Origin of the sequence: Clostridium lacusfryxellense, from assembly GCF_018861735.1 — a bacterium.
GTDB lineage: Bacteria > Bacillota > Clostridia > Clostridiales > Clostridiaceae > Clostridium_AD > Clostridium_AD lacusfryxellense.
Genome location: NZ_JAHLEB010000006.1, coordinates 1 through 21676 on the forward strand (window position 1 = coordinate 1; position 21676 = coordinate 21676).

Annotated in this window: 20 protein-coding genes and 1 pseudogene; 8 read left to right on the top strand and 13 right to left on the bottom strand. The window is 29.7% G+C overall.

Annotation, left to right across the window (positions count from 1 at the left end; genetic code table 11):
* Window positions 1-969: 969 nt before the first annotated feature.
* Window positions 970-1923: an N-acetylmuramoyl-L-alanine amidase family protein gene (locus KPL55_RS05390; protein WP_216305676.1), complete on the bottom strand. Its 954-nt coding sequence runs from the start codon at window positions 1921-1923 to the stop codon at window positions 970-972.
* Window positions 1924-2121: 198 nt separating this feature from the next.
* Here KPL55_RS05390 and KPL55_RS05395 point away from each other — a divergent pair, with 198 nt between their 5' ends.
* Entirely contained in the window at window positions 2122-2277 is a 156-nt protein-coding gene (locus KPL55_RS05395; protein ID WP_216305677.1) for a hypothetical protein, read from the top strand.
* Between the two features lie 124 nt (window positions 2278-2401).
* Here the strand turns inward: KPL55_RS05395 and KPL55_RS05400 are convergent, their stop codons facing one another.
* Together KPL55_RS05400 and yidA are read right to left on the bottom strand one after the other, a co-directional pair.
* On the bottom strand, window positions 2402-3544 hold the full coding sequence (locus tag KPL55_RS05400; RefSeq protein ID WP_216305678.1) for a Fic family protein: 1143 nt from the start codon (window positions 3542-3544) through the stop codon (window positions 2402-2404).
* Between the two features lie 329 nt (window positions 3545-3873).
* Window positions 3874-4707 (bottom strand): sugar-phosphatase, encoded by an 834-nt coding sequence (gene yidA / locus KPL55_RS05405; protein ID WP_216305679.1) that lies wholly within the window; start codon window positions 4705-4707, stop codon window positions 3874-3876.
* Window positions 4708-4889: 182 nt separating this feature from the next.
* Here yidA and KPL55_RS05410 point away from each other — a divergent pair, with 182 nt between their 5' ends.
* The gene (locus KPL55_RS05410; RefSeq protein WP_216305680.1) at window positions 4890-6098 is read left to right on the top strand and encodes an HD-GYP domain-containing protein; all 1209 of its coding nucleotides are present in this window, start codon (window positions 4890-4892) and stop codon (window positions 6096-6098) included.
* A gap of 207 nt (window positions 6099-6305) precedes the next feature.
* Entirely contained in the window at window positions 6306-8639 is a 2334-nt protein-coding gene (locus KPL55_RS05415; protein WP_216305681.1) for a diguanylate cyclase, read from the top strand.
* Window positions 8640-8653: 14 nt separating this feature from the next.
* Here KPL55_RS05415 and KPL55_RS05420 read toward each other — a convergent pair whose 3' ends face one another.
* Complete coding sequence (locus KPL55_RS05420; RefSeq protein WP_216305682.1) at window positions 8654-9289, bottom strand: flavodoxin family protein; 636 nt, start codon at window positions 9287-9289, stop codon at window positions 8654-8656.
* Between the two features lie 270 nt (window positions 9290-9559).
* Between KPL55_RS05420 and KPL55_RS05425 the strand changes: the two genes are divergently transcribed.
* A complete protein-coding gene (locus KPL55_RS05425) occupies window positions 9560-9910 on the top strand; it encodes a winged helix-turn-helix transcriptional regulator (RefSeq protein WP_216305683.1) in 351 nt (116 codons plus the stop codon).
* 103 nt (window positions 9911-10013) lie between these two features.
* Here the strand turns inward: KPL55_RS05425 and KPL55_RS05430 are convergent, their stop codons facing one another.
* The 4 genes from KPL55_RS05430 to KPL55_RS05445 all read right to left on the bottom strand — a co-directional run bounded on the left by KPL55_RS05430 (window position 10014) and on the right by KPL55_RS05445 (window position 11967).
* Window positions 10014-10256 (bottom strand): hypothetical protein, encoded by a 243-nt coding sequence (locus KPL55_RS05430; protein WP_216305684.1) that lies wholly within the window; start codon window positions 10254-10256, stop codon window positions 10014-10016.
* Window position 10257: 1 nt separating this feature from the next.
* Window positions 10258-10743: a DUF3990 domain-containing protein gene (locus tag KPL55_RS05435; RefSeq protein WP_216305685.1), complete on the bottom strand. Its 486-nt coding sequence runs from the start codon at window positions 10741-10743 to the stop codon at window positions 10258-10260.
* Entirely contained in the window at window positions 10740-10967 is a 228-nt protein-coding gene (locus KPL55_RS05440; protein ID WP_216305686.1) for a DUF3791 domain-containing protein, read from the bottom strand. Before KPL55_RS05440 ends, KPL55_RS05435 begins: the two co-directional genes overlap by 4 nt.
* Window positions 10968-11427: 460 nt before the next feature.
* Window positions 11428-11967 carry a cytidylate kinase family protein gene (locus KPL55_RS05445; protein WP_216305687.1) on the bottom strand — a complete coding sequence of 180 codons (540 nt, stop codon included), beginning with the start codon at window positions 11965-11967 and terminating at the stop codon, window positions 11428-11430.
* 176 nt (window positions 11968-12143) lie between these two features.
* Between KPL55_RS05445 and KPL55_RS05450 the strand changes: the two genes are divergently transcribed.
* Complete coding sequence (locus KPL55_RS05450) at window positions 12144-12602, top strand: ferritin-like domain-containing protein (protein ID WP_216305688.1); 459 nt, start codon at window positions 12144-12146, stop codon at window positions 12600-12602.
* Between the two features lie 56 nt (window positions 12603-12658).
* Here KPL55_RS05450 and KPL55_RS05455 read toward each other — a convergent pair whose 3' ends face one another.
* Together KPL55_RS05455 and KPL55_RS05460 are read right to left on the bottom strand one after the other, a co-directional pair.
* Window positions 12659-13261 carry a hypothetical protein gene (locus KPL55_RS05455; protein WP_216305689.1) on the bottom strand — a complete coding sequence of 201 codons (603 nt, stop codon included), beginning with the start codon at window positions 13259-13261 and terminating at the stop codon, window positions 12659-12661.
* 107 nt (window positions 13262-13368) lie between these two features.
* Entirely contained in the window at window positions 13369-14346 is a 978-nt protein-coding gene (locus KPL55_RS05460) for a hypothetical protein (protein WP_216305690.1), read from the bottom strand.
* 182 nt (window positions 14347-14528) lie between these two features.
* On the opposite strand from KPL55_RS05460, the gene KPL55_RS05465 reads away from it, so the two are divergent.
* Complete coding sequence (locus KPL55_RS05465) at window positions 14529-16352, top strand: MutS-related protein (RefSeq protein WP_216305691.1); 1824 nt, start codon at window positions 14529-14531, stop codon at window positions 16350-16352.
* 86 nt (window positions 16353-16438) lie between these two features.
* Here KPL55_RS05465 and KPL55_RS05470 read toward each other — a convergent pair whose 3' ends face one another.
* The gene (locus KPL55_RS05470) at window positions 16439-17560 is read right to left on the bottom strand and encodes a hypothetical protein (protein ID WP_216305692.1); all 1122 of its coding nucleotides are present in this window, start codon (window positions 17558-17560) and stop codon (window positions 16439-16441) included.
* Between the two features lie 448 nt (window positions 17561-18008).
* Window positions 18009-18749: an NADPH-dependent oxidoreductase gene (locus KPL55_RS05475; RefSeq protein ID WP_216305693.1), complete on the bottom strand. Its 741-nt coding sequence runs from the start codon at window positions 18747-18749 to the stop codon at window positions 18009-18011.
* A gap of 127 nt (window positions 18750-18876) precedes the next feature.
* Here KPL55_RS05475 and KPL55_RS26700 point away from each other — a divergent pair.
* Window positions 18877-19041, top strand: a pseudogene (locus KPL55_RS26700) (VOC family protein); the annotation flags it as partial.
* A gap of 55 nt (window positions 19042-19096) precedes the next feature.
* Entirely contained in the window at window positions 19097-19558 is a 462-nt protein-coding gene (locus KPL55_RS05480; RefSeq protein ID WP_216305694.1) for a DUF6241 domain-containing protein, read from the top strand.
* An 892-nt stretch (window positions 19559-20450) separates the two neighbouring features.
* Here the strand turns inward: KPL55_RS05480 and galE are convergent.
* Window positions 20451-21437, bottom strand: a complete 987-nt coding sequence (galE, locus tag KPL55_RS05485) for a UDP-glucose 4-epimerase GalE (RefSeq protein WP_216305695.1) — start codon at window positions 21435-21437, stop codon at window positions 20451-20453.
* Window positions 21438-21676 lie beyond the last annotated feature (239 nt).

Consider the following 21676-nt stretch of genomic DNA (forward strand, 5'->3'; position numbering starts at 1 on the left):
GCCTTAATTTTTTGTTGATCTGAGATAATTGATTTTCTTCCCATAAAAAATAGCCCTCCTTATAGCAAACAGTTTTATTATTTAACTGTCTACCATAAGGGGAGCATATCACCATGGTATGTCCTTCTTTTGTTTTATATTAGGTTATTTTAGACAATATTTGAGGATAAAAAGAATATAATAGGATAATAAGAGGAGTAACAATATACTTTATTATTTTAGTTTCTATTATTGTAAATGTAAAATAACCAACAAAAGCCATACTAATTAAAATTATTATACTGTTCATATTCTAAACCTCACTACCTTTCTCCAGAGTGACTTACAATAAGAAACGAAAAAACATTGTAATTCCATTTAAAAACCTTATATAACAAATTATACATTGAAATATTATTAGTAATGCAACAATTCGACAGCCTACGGCCAAAACACTTTAGAGCTAGGATTATTCAGATTTTTATTTTTTATACCTACTACCCCTATTACATACCTTCCAACGCAACCACATAATTATATAAACTTTCTCCAGAGTGACTTGCAACAAGAAACGAAAAAACAATTGGAATTCCATTTAAAAACCATATATAACAAATTATACATTAAAATATTATTAGTTATGTAACAAACCTGCAGCCTACGGCCAAAACACTTTAGGGCTAGGATTATTCAGATTTTTTTATACCTACTCCCCCCCGTTACATACCTTCCAACGCAACTACACAATAATATAACCTTTCTCCAGAGTGACTTGCAATAAGAGGCGAAAAAACATTGTAATTCCATTTAGAAATTCTTCTTTTGCGCCTATAAAATTCCCGTAAGCCTGCCAGGAAGGCAGGCTAGCGAACCCGAGACAGGACGTCGAGTGTGAGCGCTAGGGCATTTTATATACGCAAAAGATTAGAATTTCTTAATAGAATTTCACGTTTCGAGCTCGTTTTGCAAGGCACGTAGGAGAATGCGCTATTACTTCATCGCCTGCTCAATTCCATCTCCCAATCCCTTTGCTATCTTATCTAAGTAAGAATCACTCATTAACAATTTCTCCTCAGAAGCATTGGATAAAAAACCAGTTTCCACTAAAATAACAGGAACCTTAGACCAATTAAATCCCGTCATATCGCTCCGTTCATTAACTCCTCTATTTTTCATACCAACAGTCTTAATTAAACTATTAAAAACTATCTCACCATATTCTTTACTTAACTTATATATACCACTCGTATTTTTAGTATTTGTAGGTACAAGCATTGATGCTCCATTAACAGAGTGGTTATTATCTCCATCAGCATGAATTCTTATAACTAAATCTGCATTAGCTTTATTCCCAACCTCAGCTCTCGCAATATTTCCAAGCATTTGGCTATTTTGAGTTTTAGTCATTATCACAGTATATCCTTTTTCCTGTAACACACTCCTTAACCTAACCGCTACTGCCATATTAACAACATACTCAGGAGTTTTTGTATTAATGCCCTGAGTACCACCTGGCTCTTTTACTTTCATTATGGTTGAACCTGGAGCTTGTTGTTCTTTCACTGAGCTAGTGACACTAGCATGACCTGGATCTATAACAATAACCTTTTTAGAACTTGAACTCTTTTTTTGCTTAGTTTCAGCCAATGCATTTGCTGTAGCAGCATCCTTCTTAGCTTTCTCCGCTAATTCTTTTTCTTTTATCAATGCATCAGCCTTCAACTTTTCATCTTCCTTAGCTTTTAACGCTGCCGCCAAAGCCTTTTTATCTGCCGAAACTTTTGCAAGCGCTACTACCTTAGCCTGTGAAACTTCTTCTTCTTTGATTTTTATAGCTTGTACAGATTTTTCATGTTTTTTTATTGCATAGTTTGTACTATATAAAGCCCCACCTATAATAAATAGACATATGAGCACTAACAAACTTTTTTTCTTATTTGACATATTTTTGCCTCCTAGCCTTTCTCTTCTTATATTAGAACATAATATTGCTTATTTTTATATACTTATAAATCCAATTATATCAGATACGTCAAAATAAAAAAAATGTAGAAGTATTAAATTCCAAACATTTCATAGTATTGCAACATGATAAAAAAGCTAAAATAGTAGTATTGAATTTTTTAAAAAGGAGGGATATTAATGATAGACAATAAAAATAACTATTATGATGAAGACCGCAATAAAATTGAAAAAGCTAATAGAAGAGATGAACTTAAAAGTATAGAAAAAGGCATATTAGACGAGAGTGACGAAATAACTAGTACAATAATAATGCATCATCAATTGAAACAATAAATTTATATGTAATAACATATACTTATTAGAAGGTACAGAACGAGTAATAAATTCGTTCCTGTACCTTCTGATATTTTAAATATTATACATAACTTGAAATATATAGAGTGTATATTAATATTATTTATCTCAAAATGTTAATTAAATCGTAAAAATAATATTTTCTATTTCTAGGTTTTCCATCTGAATAAATTATTTTTGCTTCTACTAATTTTCTTAAATAGCCATCTAAGGTTGTTGTTGGGATTGTCATTCTGCTCTGTATCTTATTTTTTGTTAGAATAGGAAATTCAAATATAACATCTATAATCTCCGTCATTTTGTTACTATTTATTACTTTTATACTTTTATTTATAACTATATTATATAGTTCATTAATTTTTTCAATTTTATCAATCAATTTATTTGATTCATTTATACATGCGGATAAAAAAAAGTCTATCCAATCCGAATAAATATTTCTTACTAGAACAATATCTTTTTCATATTGCTCTTCATCATCTTCTTTATTCGTCATACTAAATCTAGTTGCATTTAAAAGGTCATAGTATTTATATTTATCTTTTTCTAAGCTTTCACTTACAAATAGGTTAGCGCTACTTATAAACCCTTTACTATACAAATATAGAGGAATTAATATTCTTCCTATTCTACCATTACCATCTAAGAAAGGATGTATTGTCTCAAACTGTGCATGAATTATTGCTATTTTAATTAAATCGTTAATATCATCATTTTCATTTATAAATTCATCTAAGTTACTCATGTAACTATCTACAAGCTGTGGCTCCGGTGGAATATATGAAGCATTTTCTATCTTACTACCTTGCATTCCTATATAATTTTGAACAGATCTAAATTCTCCTGGAGTTTTACTTCCACCTCTAACTCCACCACCAAGTAATGTTTTATGTAAATCTTTTATTATTCTACTGCTTAGAGGCAATATCTTCAATCCATATACCCCTTCTTGTAGAGCAATATAATAGTTTGTTACTTCTTTAATATCATCTGTAGCATTTTTTTCATCTGATCTATATTCTAACATCTCATCAATAGTTACTTGGGTACCTTCAATTTTAGAAGATTCTAGAGCTTCTTTTAATGAAAATAAATCCATTAGGAGATCAGGTCTTACTTTTGAATTTTTTAATTTTTCATTATATATAGCGATTTCTTTATTTGCTTTTATTACTTTATTAAATAATCTTTCTTTATCAATTAATTTATCATTGGGCAACTCAAATGGTAAATATGGTTTTTTCATTTTGAAATCTCCTTTTATAAAACATTTTATCCAGTATTATCGTTCTATCACTATAAAGTATACCATTTAAAACTAAAAAATACACCTTTTAGTTTTAAATTAGTTACTTTGATATTATATTTAAAATGCTCACATTAATACCACAAAAAAAATAAAAGCTAGTAAAATAAAATTTTACTAGCTTTTCCATATCTATTCTAAGGGAGAGGGATTGTGCTTCAATATTAATTTTTCTTTCTCTTGGGGGATAAAGACAATTAATATTTTCTATATACTTATTATATATCCGTTTAAGTTATTTGTCAATAACTATTATTAATTAATATATTTTATACAGCAAATTCCTCAAATTGTTCTTCACCTTGTAAAATGAACTTATTAATAATGTGTGCTACCCCATCTTGCTCATTAGTTTTAGTTATAAAATTTGCAACTTTTTTAACTTCTGGAAACGCATTTCCCATAGCAACGCCTAGTCCTGCATATTCTATCATATGAATATCATTGCCTGCATCTCCTATACATATAACTTCTTCTTGCTTAATATTTAATTTTTCTGCAAGAGCCGCTACTCCCGCACCTTTATTAACTGCTTTATTAAGAAACTCTAAGTAGAAAGGTGCACTTCTAACTACTGTATATTTACAACTCACTTCTTCTGGAATCATTTTAATTATTTCTTCTATAATTTCTTCCTTATCTACAAACATAACCTTAACTATAGTAGTATTTACATCCACATCATCCACAGCGATTATTTCACTTGGAATACCATTCCAACTTGCCTCTTGCCTTGTATACTCACTGTCTTTAGGAGAAATTACTGAATCCTCCGTTAACGCATGTATATTCACATTAAGCTCTTTGCTTAGCTTGTACAGATCTTTATAATCTCCAAGAGTTAATGGCAATTTAGATATAACTTTGCTACCTTCAGCACTTTGAACAAGCGCTCCATTAAAAGCTACTGCATAGTCATTCTCTGAAGTTAAATTAAGTTCTTCTAAATATCTTTTAAATCCAACTAATGGTCTTCCTGATGCTAGTACAACTTTCACTCCATTTTCCCTGGCTTGTTGTATTGCCTGAAAATTTGCTAACGAAATTTTCTTTTCATCATTTAATAATGTCCCATCCATATCTATTGCTATTAATTTATACATTAATTACCTCCGTGTAACCACATTTCTTAGAAACAATTTAAGTATATCATAGAAATTTATAAGTAATGGATTACATTATAAAAGTTAATATAGTACTTTTATTTAAGCAAAATATGTTTTATAATTACTTTGTAAATATTATTACCTAATGCTTATTATTAAAATTAACTGGAGGAACACAAATGTTATTTAACTTAAATGAATTTTTAATGTCGATATCCTTTGCTTTGGATTTCGTTGAGTTGGACCTTACTGGCGCAACATCTAATCACAGCAAAAGAGTATCTTACATCTGTTATAAATTAGGAGAAAACTTAGGCCTAACTAAAAAAGAATTGTATGATTTAACAGCACTAGCAATTCTACATGATAATGGCATTAGTGAAAAAAGCCTACACGACACATTATTAGGATCTGAGTTACAAAACTTTACTATAATAGAGCGTAAAAAGGAACATTGCACCGCAGGAGAAAACAACATTAATAAATTTCCATTTTATTCTAATGTTAAAGATGTGCTTTTGTACCATCATGAAAATTGTGATGGTACAGGCTTTTTTAATATACTAGGAAATGATATCCCATTAATGTCTCAAATAATTCATCTTGCAGATATTCTCGATATTACTTTTGATTTTGAAAATTTTAATAATGAGGAACATGATAAGCTTTTAACTTTTATGTTAGTTAATCGTAATATTATATTCTTTGATAAAATAGCTAATGCATTCCTAGATGTGTCTACTCATAAAAGTTTCTGGCTAGATTTAAAAAGAATGTTTATTGCAACTGCTTTAAAAAATCTAATTCCAGAGTTCTCAATAGAATGTACATTTAAAGAAATACGAGATATTACAAAAAACTTGTCAAGAATAATAGATTCCAAATCTCCCTATACCCAGCTTCATTCAAGTGGACTCGCAGAAAAAGCTGCAAAATTAGCTGTACATTATGGATATAGTGAAGAAGATACCTATGAACTCATTATAGCTGCAGACTTACATGATATAGGTAAATTAGCTATGCCAAGTTCTATATTAGAGGCCAAAAGAAAACTAACCATAGATGAATATGAGGTAATAAAAGAACATAGCTATTACACTAGAATTGCACTTCAAGGAATTAAAGGCTTTGATAATATAGTAGAATGGGCATCAAATCATCATGAAAAATTAAATGGTGAGGGCTATCCATACGGAAAAGATCGTAGTGAACTAGATTTTAACTCTAGACTACTGGGATGCCTTGATATATACCAAGCTTTAACTGAAGACCGACCTTATAGGGCCTCCCTAAACCATAAAGTTGCAATGCGAATCCTAACCGATATGAAGAATGATAGTTTTATTGACAGTAAAATTACAGAAGATATTGATTATATCTTCAGCTAGTAATTTGCTTTTATTAGCAACCTACACCTCCCCTTTGAGAATGTTTAAATTTTTATTGAAAATTGTGCTTTTAACATCATATCAATGTTATTGTATAAATAAATAATGACATTTTTACTAAACTAATGTAATATTATATGATATAATGTTCTAAACACATTATGTAAAATTATCCATTTTCTTTTAACAAGGGGGACTAAAAATATAATGCTAAAGAAAAAAAAATCGTTAAGTATAATCCTAACTATCATTATTTTAGCATCATTTTTTTATGTTATCTTCTCCTTAAATAAATTGACTTTGCCAAATACAACATCAAACGTTAATTCGCAAAAAGGTGTTTTAGAGCTTTCTAATTGGGATTTTGAAAAAGATGGATTTACTGCACTTGATGGTGAATGGGAATTTTACTGGAAACAGTTATTATCCCCACAAGATTTAATTTCACAATCTTATATACCTTCTTATGTGCAAGTTCCAATGGCTTGGAATAAATCCAATAAAAATTATAGTTCTAGTGGATATGCTACATATAGTTTAACTATAAATTTAAATTCAAAATATAAAAATGCTCCCTTAGGCATAAGCGTTCCTTCAATGTTATCCTCATACAAATTATGGGTAAATGACAAGCTCTTTTCTTCAAACGGAACTGTTGGGACTAGTAGTTCTTATAATCTCCCCAAATCTTTACCAATATCTAGTTATTTTATGAATAACAGCACTAAAGTTAATTTAGTTCTTCAAGTATCCAATTATAACTTTAGAGACGGTGGTACCTGGGATAAAATACATTTAGGAACACAATCTCAAATTACGAACCGACGTGAGGCATTAATTGCGGTTGAATTCTTTTATTTTTCTGTACTACTAATAATGGGATTATATCACCTTCTTTTATATATCTTTAAAACTGATGATGCATCCAAGCTTTATTTTGGTGCGCTTTGTATAACTATATCTTTAAGGTCATTAGTTATTGGCAACAAATACTTTTTATCTTTGCACAATGGATTGAGTTATAGCCTCGATATAAAACTACAATATTTAACCTTTTATGCTGCATCTTATTTTATGCTTTCCTATGTATTTATAATTTTTAAAAATACATCGTCAAAAATTATCAATAAAATTTGTAAATATATTTGTATGTTTTTTATAATTGCTACAATTTTCATTTCTCCATTAAATGCTTCTAAAATCCTTATAGTATTTCAACTATCCTCATTGCTAATGATTGGGTATGGCACTTTTGTTATATTAACATCATACCGTAATAAAACAAAAGGATCATTATTTTTTTTAATTGCTTCCTTAGCTGCTATTATAATAATCGCCATGTCCGTACTCCATTATATTGGTTTAAATAATATTAATGACTACTCATTATTAGGATTTTTCATTTTCATACTTTTACATTCTTTTATAATGGCAATGAATCAATCGTCATCATATAAACGAATTGAAAATTTATTAAAAGTAAATGATCAGTTCCTTTTAGCTGAGAAACTTCGTGAAGCTACCTTCCTTCTAAATTCCTCTTTGAATTTAGATGATGTCTTGGATGGATTATTAAAGGGGCTTAAAGAATTAGTACCTTATGATAGCGCATCATTTTTCATGGAGAAAAACAATCACTTTACTGTTACTGCAGCATATGGTTTCAAAAACAAAGATGAAGTGTATAAGATTTGTATTGATAAGGATGAAGATAAATTATTTAAAGAAATATACGAAACTAATACTACCTTACTAGTTTCTAATGTTAAAAACGACCCACGTTTTACGCATTACACAAGCCTTACCACTATTGAAAGTTGGATGGGAATACCAATAATATTTAAGAATAAAATTATTGGTATATTAACACTGGACTCTATTGAAAAGGATATTTATAATAGTTACCACACTGACGTAGCCTTATCTTTTGCATACCATGCTGGAATTGCTGTAGAAAATGCTAAATTACATGCTGAAACTAGCCGCCTTGCGCGTATTGACCCTCTAACAAATTTATATAATAGGCGAAGTTTCTTTGAGCTTTCAAATATAAGCTTTAATAAAGCAAAAATATCCTCAAAAACTATTTCATCTATTATGATTGACATTGATGACTTTAAAAAAATCAACGATAGACTAGGTCACCATATCGGTGACTTAGTATTAAAACGAATTGCTAAAGTTTGCTCTGAAAATTTAAGCAAAAATCATATTTTAGGTCGTTTTGGTGGTGAAGAATTTATTGTATTATTACCGGACACCTCCTTTAAAGAGGCCGAAATACTTGCAGAAAGTCTTAGGCAAGCTATAGAAAATAACCCTCTAGTTATTAGAAAATCAGATGCAATACCAATTACCTCAAGCCTTGGAGTTTCGTCACTTACCCCTACTCTTCAAGAATTGGATTTCCTGTTTATATCAGCGGATAAAGCTATGTATCAGGCAAAACATCTAGGCAAAAATAGAGTTGAGTCAGTAGATTTAGACTGTATAGACATAAAAGATATATGTGATTTCACCGAAGTTTCTTACCATGAGTAACTTCGGTGAAATGCTTATCTTATAAAATTCATAAATACTTTTTCTTCGCCCGTGCTCTCTTTTATGTGTTCTTTTCCTAGTTCGACAAGATTCATTAACCAAGCCATATTCTTACCTAAAATTCTCATAATTTGCATTCCCTCTTCATCTTTAACTGCTTCCCCTGGTGCATTCCCAAAGATTACATTCCAATAATTCGAAGTAGGCATTGCCATTTCAGAATAATTAATAAAATTATTCAATTGATCAAATACTGGCACACCACCTGCTCTTCTTACTGCAACAACACTAGCCCCCACTTTATGACGAAGCATACTTCCATTAACAGATGTTACAAGAAATGCTCGATCCAAAAATGATTTCATTGTTCCAGCTATAGCTGCGTAATGTACAGGTGACCCTAAAATAATTCCATCGGCTTCCTTCATTTTTTGAATCCACTCATTAACCTCATCATTTTTAATAACACATTCTTCATTCATATTTCTACTGCATCCACCACAGGCCAAGCATCCGCGTACTACCTTATTTCCTACATGAATAATCTCTACCTCTATATTCTCTTTTTCAAGCTCAACAGCTACTGCTCTTATTGCCTCATAAGTGTTTCCATTTTTATTAGGACTTCCGTTAAATGCCAATACCTTCATAATCCTTACCTCCATATATTTTTTTACTATACTTATTTACCCATGCGCTCATTATAAGGCTGCATATTCCAACTAACAAGTACGCACTTTGTAGTTAGAATACTTACCTCTAGGTAAGTAATTGCCTTAAAATAAGCCTTACTGTCATCTCTATGCTTAGCTCCTGCCATGTATTAATTTGCTATTACGAAATAGCTAAGTATATAATATAACTCTAATGTAATTTAATTAAACTATTCTTATCTTGGAATAACAGAAAGTAGGTATGCAATGATAAACCATAATGGTAAAACTTATATATGCTTATTAGATTTTGCAATGGACTTTATACGTGGTAAATGGAAAGCTATCCTATTATGTCATTTATACGATGAACCTAAAAGATTCCTAGAACTACAAAGAATAACCTCAGGAATAAGTCAAAAAGTATTAAATGAAAATCTAAAAGAATTAATAAATGATGAATTAATAGATAAGATAATCTACGCAGAAATCCCACCTAAAGTAGAATATTTCCTTACAGATAAAGGTCAAAAACTCACTAAAATAATTAAAGAAATCGAAGAATGGTCTATAAGCTATTATTCGCACCTAGACAGTAAATGTACTAAATCTGAATAAACACACCTGCTACTTTAATTTCAACTAAAAAAAATCTTGATTATTAAACAATCAAGATTTTTTTTATTCATCACTTTTTAACTAATATTATAAAAGTATTTACTTAAATATCAAATTTTTCCCCATTTTTTTCGCTCTCAATCCCCATGTAAAGATAACTTACCCCTTCATACCATAGCTTAGTGTCTTCTTTCTCCAAAACACTATAAGTTCTAGAGTTATAAACCTCTATTAATGCCGCTTGCCAACTTATATTATTATTTTTAGATAATAATTCCGTTACCATAGCTACTTTTAATGGAATGAAAATGTGGACATTTTCCTGTGTCACCTTAGCTAATGTCATACTATATCACCTCGCATTTAATAAATCTTAATAGGTTAATTGCCTTTAATGAGTGAAAGGATATTTGATCATCTAATTTATATGTTCTAAGTTCTTTTATCGCAGTATCAAAATCCATAAATCTATTTTCAAAAGCATTTAAACATGCATAAACCCTATCATCTGCTACCGAACCTTTTACAATATCAAAGCTATGAGAATAGTTTATTACCATTCTATTATTCACAACAAAATTTAACCAATTTTTGCTTGCCCCCCTAAATACTTTAATATTTAAATCTTTACTAACAATTATCTCATCTGGAATTTCATAAATAGTTATAAATCCATTAACTGTTTCTTCTCTTCTTTGCTTAATTTTAGCCCATTTATATGCCTGTTCTTTACTAGTGGTAGTATAAAATCCATTACCAAAATCTAAAGTTCTGTTAGCTTTAATAATTGTAGGTTTCTCAACTGACACATTACTCCCATGATACAAAATCAAAGCTTATACCCCCTATTTTTTAAAAATATTTCTATTTCTTCAATAATATACTCTTTTCCTTGAGTATGAATAATTTCATATCCATCAGTCAAAAAATCAATGACCTTACTCTCATTGAATAAATTAGCTACATCTTTTCCCTCCATGCTATGTTCAATTTTAAAATTTTCTATACAAAATGAAATGAATTCTATTAGTTTCTCTTCTTTACTCATTTTAACCATAAACTCACCCTTCCTATATATATTATTTCACATGTTTTTTAGTTTATTCTACAAAATATTAATTCCATCTATATCGATAATAAAAACATTATTATAAAAGTTTCTATTACAATATTATAACATGTATTGGCTGTATACATAAATAGTAAATTTGTTAATAAAGTAAACACTTAGTTTCCTTATCAAGTTAGAAATCCAACAATTATTAGTACTACAATAACTATTAATTTTTCTTAGATTATGCTAACAAAAGTATATATTGCGCAGAATGCGTTTGAGCAAGCCTTAGTAATTCTTAATTTATTTTATTTGCAGATGCGTAAAAAAAATGTATGTTTGAGCGTTAGCGAGTTTACATTTTTTAGCAGCTGTTAATAAAATAAATTTTAGAATTACTTAGCGAAGCGAACGCATCTCCAGCAATATATACTTTTCGTTATAGCATAATCAAAGAAAATCACTAAACTTTTCTATCGCGAATAACCATACTTATTTTTTCTATTACATCCTCTGCAGTAATACACGATGTATCAATAACTAAATCATAGTTTTCCTCTTCCTCTATATCAACATTATAAAGAGATCTAAACCTTGAAACCTCAAGTCCCCTTCTTTGTGAGATATGCTCCTTAGCATCAGCCCTTGAAGAATAATTTTCTGACTTCCCTCTCTCACTTGTCATAGACCTATCTACTGCAATATCTATATCTACTTTTAGATATATTTTAAATGAATCCGGTATAAAATTCCATGCAAGCCTAGCATCAAAAATAAAGTTATCTTTTTCTTTTCCAATTTCAATAGTTTTATCGTCAATATCTTTATCTAATTTATTGTTAAACACGTAGGTATTGTACTCTGTTATAGACATACCCTTTTCTACCGCTAATTTCCTTTGTAATACACCCACACTATAATAAGTATAATCAAATTTCTCACTTATAGCCTTGCCAGCACAGCTTTTACCAGAATATAAGTCTCCAGTTATAGTTATTTTCAATTCTAGCTCATCTCCTTTCTTTAAGGAACATTCAAATTAATTATTAAATAATTCATATTAAAATTATACCTTAAAACTATAATATTAAACAGACCTACGCAGTAACAACTAGGGTGCGTTATTCATATTATATAAGATAACTATTATTACCATAGATTACTAAAAGGAGGTTTAAAATGTACGAAAATCCGTATCTTGTGTATGATCCGAATTTGTTACAAAAATCCTTAGAAGGGATTAAAGCAGCAGTTCAAGGTGAAAAAGAAGATGAGTTATTCTATGATTACTTAATAAACATTGCAAAATCAAACGACGATAAAAAAATTATTGAATCTATACGAGATGATGAACGTCACCACAACAAAATTTTTAGACAAATATACAATAATATCACAGGAATTGATGTATTAATTACTGATGATGATGAAGAATTTATAAAACCAACTTCTTACCTTGAAGGTATTAAGAGGGCATTATTTGGAGAACTAAGTGCCGTTGAAAAATATAGGGAAATTAGAAGAGGTCTTCCATCTACAATGTATAGAGACATACTATTCAATATTATAACTGATGAAATTAAACACAGCGCAAAATACAATTACTTATTCACATTAAACAGTTCAAAAAGGAAATAATCCACAATTAACTCGCAATAAGCAATAATAGTTAACAGCTATTATTGCTTATCATCTTAAAATGGACTTTTTATACCCTTAAATCCAAGTGTTCCTGTTAATTTATCATCTTTAATTTCAAGACTATTTATATTTAAAGGAAATTTATCTGTATTGATTTTTACTATATTGTCCTCAACATAAAATACATCTTCTTTACTATGCTTTGAAATTTGTGACATTATAGTTTTTTTAGGTAATGTTAGCTTCCCAATCTTAAAATCGTCGGCAGCGTATGTAATTTCCCCGTCTAGAACACCTATCTTTCCCGTAGTTGAGAATACTAAATTGATTTTTTTATAAGTGATGGGAGCTTCAATTAGAAATTCACCATCAAGCATTTTCGTATTAATCTCCTTAATAGTTATCTCTCCCTTACTTATAGGGTTTTTAAAATATAACCCAATTAACCCATTCATGTCCTCCTGAGTTATTTCAAATTCGCCACCATTTTTCAAAATATCCTTTGTAAGTTTCTGCAATACATTTGGCGATGCTGTTTTCTGAGTGACTTGTTGGCCATTATATAATGACATATATACTAAAATCGCGAATGCCACGAATATGATAATCGGCATAATCTTTAATTTATTTTTCTTTACTTTCTTAGTTTTAGACATGTTCCCCTCCTTAATTTCCGCACTTACATTTTATCACATATTTTATAAAATCAAAAACTATCAAATACCTTTTATGTATTTGATAGTTTTTTTAATCATATAATAAATTATAGTCCGAACGCCTTTATTAGATCTCCCAAGTTATCTTGATCAACATTTACAATTAATGCTGCCTTAAGTCTATCTTTGCTAGCAACATCTAATTTATCATAGCTAGACTTAACAGCACTTTTATCTACCATTGCATTATAGGAAGGATTATCCTCCATTTTGCTCACAGTTGATATAATTTGTGATATTACTTTCTGCTCTTTTAAAGTATCTACCTGCTGATATGCATCACCTAAGTCCTCTTGAACCTTTTGCAATGAATCTTTCCTAGTCTCCGTTACTTCCACGGTCCCTCTTGAAGGACTTACTGATGTACCTTTTGTAGAACCTTCTGAAATAGCTACTAATTTCTGATTTTCCTCATTCATAATATTTTCTGAGGATGTTCCTGTGACTTTTGCAGTCGATGTCCCTACTATTTTATCATCTTCAATCTTAAAACTATCTATCTTAAAAGGAGTGACACTTTGATCTATTTTTATTATATTGTCCTTCGCATAAATATTTTCATTATTAAACTTTGTAACTTGAGCCATAACTAAATTTTTAGGTAATGTTATCTTGCCAATTTTAAAATTAACTGGAACATATGTAATTTTCCCTTCAGAAATATTTAATCTTCCTCTTGTTGAAAATAATACCCTAACCTTCTTGTACCTATTATAAGTTATAGGCGCTTCTATTAAAATCTCGTCATCTACTATTTCTATATTAACTCCCGAAAAGGCTAAATTCCCCTCTGTTTTAGGTTTTAATAAGTTGCTTAACTCATCTATATCCTTTTGAGTTAATTCGAACTTACCACCTTTTCCGTGGATATCTTTAAGTTTATTCATAACCTCTATTGTATTTGTCTCTTTAAGCACCATTCCGCCATTATATAATATTCTATATGAAAAAACCGATAATGCCCCTAATATAATAATTAGTGACCCTATTAGTATATGTTTTTTTGCATTTTTACTTTTCGACATATTATCCTCCTATTTGCACTAATATAAATATATTAACACATGTAACATCTTTTTAAAATACAAATCATATAATTAAACAATGTTTAAGTAAAATTGGTCATATTATACTAATATAGAAAATTGCGGTCCAAGCTCTTAATATGGTATTATATATCTAATGAATTAACACCTAGGAGGATATTATGGGAACTAAAAAAGCACCTTATGCTAATCGAAAAAAACATTATGACACTCTATTAAAAAAACAAAATGAAGCCATCGGTTTTATAGGATTATTAAGATTAATAGTCTTTGTATCTGGAATCGGATTTACCATTTTCTTTTTTATGAAAACCTCATACTATTTAAGCATTTTTATATTAATTATTACAATTATAACGTTTGTAACTTTGGCAATTAAACATAATAAGATAAAACACAACAAGATAAGGTGTTTAATTTTATGTAAAATTAATGAAGATAGTTTAAAACGTCTCAATAACAATTGGAAAGATTTTGCTGATAATGGTGATGATTTCATTGATGAGGATCATAGCTACTCTAGGGACCTAGATATATTTGGCGAGAACTCCCTTTTTCAATGGATAAATACCTGCGTAACTTATCTTGGAAGACAAAAACTAAAAGGTGCCCTCTCAAAACCTAAATATAACATTGAAGAAATACATAAAAGACAAGATGCTATAAAAGAACTTGCAAATAATGTTGGGTGGACGCAAAGGTTTGCTGCAGAATCAATACTTAGTGAAAATAAAAATCATGATCCAGAAGCCTTATTTGATTGGGTAAAAGACAAAAATGATTTTTTCTTGAAACCAATAGTAATACTCCTAATAAGGTTAATACCAGTATTTACTCTATCTCTTTTGGTATTATCTTTTGTTTTCTCAAATATATCATATAGAATATTCCTCATAGCAATTGTCCTTCACATAATACTTCTTGTAATCGGCTATAAAGAAGTAAGTAAAAATTTAGATACTATATTTCAATATAAGGATACTATTCTTATTTATAATAACCTTATTAAGCATATTGAAAAGAAAAATTTCAAATCAGATTATTTTATAAAATTAAAAGAAAAACTTATAAATAAAGAAGGCATGAAAGCCTCTTTTCAAATTAAAAAATTAGTTAATCTAGTAAACTTAATATCTGATAGAAAAAATATTTATTATTTACCAATAAATATCCTACTATTATGGGATTATCAATGTTTAATTAATCTTCAACGCTTTAAAAAGGCCAGTGGCTCTGATTTAAAACCATGGCTAGATGTTATAGGTGAAATAGAAGCACTAAACAGTTTATCGATAATATCTTATGATCATAGCGATTGGGCTATGCCAAAATTCCAGGAAGGCACCCCTATATTTAATGCTACGGAAATGGGGCATCCGCTACTTGGAGATACAAGAGTATATAACAATATCTATATTGAAAAGTCACAAAACGTTCTTCTAATAACAGGATCGAATATGTCTGGTAAAAGTACACTGCTTCGGACCACAGGTATTAATTTGGTTTTAGCTTATGCTGGTGCTCCCGTATGTGCTCAAAATTTTAGTTGTTCTATAATGGATATTTATACCTGTATGAGAACAAGTGATAATTTAGAAAAAAATATTTCATCTTTTTATGCAGAACTTTTAAGGATAAAAAAACTTGTAACTGCTACTGAAACCAAAACCCCAATTTTCTTCTTATTAGATGAGATCTTTAAAGGAACAAACTCAATAGATAGACATACTGGCGCTAAGATATTAGTTGCTAAATTAAGTACTGAGAATGCATTAGGTTTTGTATCTACCCATGACTTAGAACTTGGCGACATTGAAAAAACAAATAGAAGAGTTAAAAATTATCACCTTAAAGAATATTATAAAGATGATAAACTCTACTTTGACTATAAACTAAGAACTGGTGTGTCAACAACTAGAAATGCATTATACTTAATGAAAATGGCAGGCCTTGAAATTCCACCTGATATTGAACTTCCTAAATAAAAGTAAATCTAGATAAACTAAAATATATCTAAAAATAAAAACTATCAAAATACACTTTGTATTTTGATAGTTTTTTTATTTTTATACTAGAGTCCAAAAGACTGCCTTAATTCTTCAACACTTTTCCCATTAATACTTGTAAATAATGCAATCTTAAGTCTATCCTTACTCTTAGGATCAAGATTGCTATACATATTTTTAACAGTAACTTGGTCCGCTATTGAATTATAAGATGGATTAGATTGAAGTTTACCCACTGCTAAAATCATTACTGACAATACTTTTTTTTCATCAGGAGATTCTACCTTAGAATATGCATCCTTTAACTCACCATCTACCTTGCTTAATGCAAGACGCTTATTTGCTGCCTGTACCTGGACATCTAAAGTGTTTCCCTCTTTTTCTTGCGTAACCTGTCTGGATTTTTCAACTTCTGCTCTAATTTTCTCTAATTTTTTCTTTTCTTCTAATTCTCTATTTTTGTTTGTGGGATAACTATAACCCTCGATACTTTGATTTTTTTCTGATTTATTCATCTCTTCAGTGACACTTTGTGTCTCTTGATGTTTTGTTATTTCTCTACCTACCGCTGCCCCAGTTTTGTTGCCAAGGTTGTCAAATAACATTTTGATGTCGAACTTCTGGGCTGTTCCTAATATCTTATTATCCATAATCTTAAAATTATTAATTTTAAAAGGAAATCTACTTGAACTAATTTTTATTAAATCATCCTCAACATAAAGATTTTTATTACTAATCTTTAAAATCTGGCTAATCACTAGCTTTTTTGGTAAGGTCAAATTCCCAATTTTAAAGTTCTCCATAACATATGTAATATTTCCATTCAAAAATTTTAGTCTTCCTCTGGAGGTCAAAAGTAAATCAATTTTTTTGTAACTTATAGGTGCTTTAATTAAAATCTCATCATTTAACATTTCAACATTAACTCCCTTAAGAGTTATATTACCCTTATTTTTAGGATTCGCAAAATATAAACTACAAACCTCATCTATATCCTTTTGAGTTAACTCGAATATCCCACCTTTTGCCTGTATACCTTTAAGTTTTTTAATAATAAGCATTGACTCAGTTTTCTTAAAAGTAACGTCACCATTGTATAAGATAGTTGCTGCAAAAGCTGATATTAATACTGATAAAATAATTATTGTCCATATAAGTTTTGTTTTCAATTTATGAATTTTAACCATATTACCCCCTTTTGCCTAATACTTCTATGTTATCATATTTAATGCAATTTTGAATCTTCAATTAGATTATTAACAAAAACTTATTCCCAAGGTTACATCTAAAAAATTTAATTAGCAGTTCATCCATGTATATATTTTAGCATTTTCCCTATGTTTCAATAGGTTTTTTATCTCGTTTTAGAGCAAAATAATAACATAGGAATATGGTGAAAGGAGAAACCTTATGAAAAATATTTTAAAATTTAAAAATTTAATTATAATGATTTCGCTCATAACAATTTTAAAAGGTTTTTTCTTATCAGACTTTGTTAGCAAAAACAAAGACCATAAAGATAAATATGGTGTTTATCTAGTATTATCTGAATGATTCAAAAAAATACATTTAATTTTTTAAAAAAATTGTATAAGTCAACTTCCTAAAGAAGACTTATACATTTTTTTATTTTTATTATTTTTCGCCTTTAAATCCTTGTTTTTCAATAGCAGCCTTAACTTTTGGATAATATACATATTTATATATACCTGATATTTCTTCGCTCCAACTTTTATTAAGTCTACCATTTGTTACCTTTATCATATGCTCTTTAAGTTCTTTATCATATTCTAAAATTTTTGATTTCAAATCCTTATTATAAACTTCACTATGATAAACTACTTCTTTAGGAAACCTTGGTTTTAATTCTGACTCCTCAGCTGGATGTCCAATTACAAGTCCCACCATTGGAAATACAAATTCAGGTAGCTCTAAAAGTTCCGCTACTGCTTCTGCCTCTTTTCTTACTCCTCCAATAGGTACAATTCCAAGTCCTAAAGACTCTGCTGCTGCAATAGAATTACTAAGTGCCAATCCTACATCTACTGCACCTACTAGCCTTGCTTCTTCACTATCAGTAATTACTAGCTTCTCACCATTTATTTCTGCAGCCAATTTAGCTCTATAGAAATCCGCACAAAACACTAGAAAAACTGGTGCCTTATCTACATACACTTGATCTCCCACAAGCTCAGAAAGTTTCTTCTTTTTTTCTTTATTCTTCACGCTAATTATAGTAACTTGTTGCCCATTTATAGAAGAAGGTGCCGCTTGACTAGCCCCTATTATTAAATATAAATCTTCATCACTTACTACATCAGCTTTATAATCTCTAATTGATCTATGATTATTTAATAACTTTATTATTTCATTCATATCTCCATCTCCATTTACTTATTACTTCCTAATAATATTTATTGTTTACATGATACTCTTTACCATTTTCTTTGTCAATATCCAGTTTATGTTTGCTAATTATTTTATATAACTTTATTCTATATTTATCCATAATTCGAAAAATACGAGTATAATTAAATTTAAAGATTATGATGAAGCCATTAAATTTTACACAAAGAAACTTCATTTTACATTAATAGAAGATACATACCAACAAGAACAAGATAAACGTTGGGTGGTAGTTGCTCCGCCAAGTTCGTCAGGAACCACAAAAATTACGGTAAATTTCCTGTGAGCAAAGTATATTATTTAGGAGGTAAATGGGTATGAAAAAAGGATTAATAATAGGTGGAATTATAACTGTATTAATAGTAGGGTTGGGATTTGGTGCATATTTTAATATAGTAAACAATATAAAAAAACAAAAAGCACTACAAATTATACAAAAGGCTGAAGAGAAGAAAGCAAATGATGAAAGAGTAGCCAAACAAGCAATAAAAGACTCACATATTATGGATGAACGACGAGTTTATATTAGGATGCATGCAATGATAAACACAAAAATAGTATCAATAGATGAACGGTATATTGGTTTAATATCAATAAATAATGGGACTTGTGATGATGTTTTACAAATCATAAAAGATAATAATTATAATGATGGTGATATATTAACTTCATATATAAATAGTTGGATAAAGAAAGACTTTTCGAATGCAGTTGCAGAACATAACTACATTTGGGAAAAACTCGGTGGTGGAGAAGGCAAAGCAATTAGTTTAAAATAATAAATGAAACCTAGCCATTAAATTAGTTAGGTTATTTTTATGTATAAAATTACTGCATAAAATACAGGTACAGCCGACATACGTGGTATTAAACCCTATAGCCTACCGGCTAAAACCTTTTGATCATGGAATTATCCAACATATTAATATAACTGCTGCATAATAATATGAACCTTCTCCTTAGTGACTTGCAATAAGAAGCGAGAAAACATTGAAATCCCATTTAGAAATTCTTCTTATAAAAATATAAAATTAAGAAACTAGCTTTTACGTTAAATATCCACACCCTATCGTCTAATAAACTTTAGGGTGTGGACTATTTACTCTTCTTTCAGAAGTTTTCTGCATAAAATTATCTATTATATATTAAACCCGATGGCCTACCGGCTAAAACCTTTTGATCATGGGATTCTTCTTATAAAAATATAAAATTAACAAACTATCTTTTACGTTAAATATCCACACCCTATCGTCTAAAAGACTTTAGGGTGTGGATTATTCACTCTTCTTTCAGAAGTTTTATTTTAAAAATTATCTATTATATATTAAACCCGATAGCCTGACGGCTAAAATCCTTTAGATTAGAAAATTATTGCTCTATTTAGAGATTCTTCTTTTTAAATCTTATAATCAAAAATTATTTGTTTTCAACCCCGCCGCCTACCGGCTAAAACCTTTTGATCATGGAATTATCCAACATATTAATATAACTGTTGCATAATAATATGAACTTTCTCCATAGTGACTTGCAATAAGAAGCGAAAAAACATTGAAGTTGCATTTAGAAATTCTTCTTTTTCATGGGCAAAAGATTAGAATTTCTTAATGAAATTTCACGTTTCGAGCTCGAATGCAAGGCACGCAGGAGAAAGTTCATATGGATTGCACCCTCTTATTTGCTATATCCTTCTGGATGACTTTCATGCCATTTCCATGCAGTTTCTATAATAGTTTCAAGTGATGCATATTTAGGTTCCCATCCAAGAAGTTTCTTAGCCTTATCACTAGAAGCTATAAGTACTGCTGGATCTCCTGCTCGTCTAGGAGCCATTTCAGCCTTTATTTCGCGTCCAGTAATTTTTCTAGTTACATCAATTACTTGTTGAACAGAAAAACCTAGTCCATTTCCAAGATTACAAGTTACACTATCTTCACCTCGTCTAAGCCTTTTAACTGCTAATAAATGAGCACTAGCAAGATCAGTTACATGAACGTAATCTCTTACACAAGTACCATCCTCTGTTTTGTAATCATCCCCAAATACCATAATTTTTTCTCTTTGTCCAAGTGCAACTTGGAGAATAAGTGGAATTAAATGAGATTCTGGTCTATGATCTTCTCCTATATTTGAGCTTATGTGTGCACCTGCTGCATTAAAATATCTTAAAGCAGTATATTTGATGCCATACGCATTATCACACCATTTTAAAATTTTCTCTACGCAAAGCTTGGACTCACCATATGGATTAGTAGGAAAAGTCTTATCTTCTTCAAGTATAGGTATATTATCAGGTTCTCCGTAAGTTGCTGCAGTTGAAGAGAAAACAATATATTTAACATTATGATCTCTCATTGCCTTAAGCAAATTTATAGTAGAACCAATGTTATTTTCAAAATACTTTAGGGGTTCTGTAACACTTTCCCCTACAAGTGAATCTGCTGCAAAATCTATAACTGCATCTATAGTATTCTCTGTGAAAACCTTATTAAGAATTTCATCGTCTCGTAGATCTCCAGAGTAAAGTTTTCCACCCATTAATGCATCATGATGTCCCTTTTGGAAATTATCTAAAACAACTACCTCTTCTCCTTGTTCTAAAAGCTCTGCTACCATATGACTCCCTATATAACCTGCTCCACCACATACTAATATAGCCATTATCTAAATTCTCCTCTCATAAAACCTTATTATTAAATATATTCTTATTTTAACACATCTTATGTATTATTCATAAATTACTTATTACTGAAATTGTTTCTATATAGTTGACAATTAAGACTTATGAGCATACAATATATTGAACAAATATTTAAGTTGTTTTTAATTTTCTAGATTATATTTCTATTGGAGGTGTGTTATTAATGGATTCTGGCCCCATACTGAGTAGTTACTGTTTA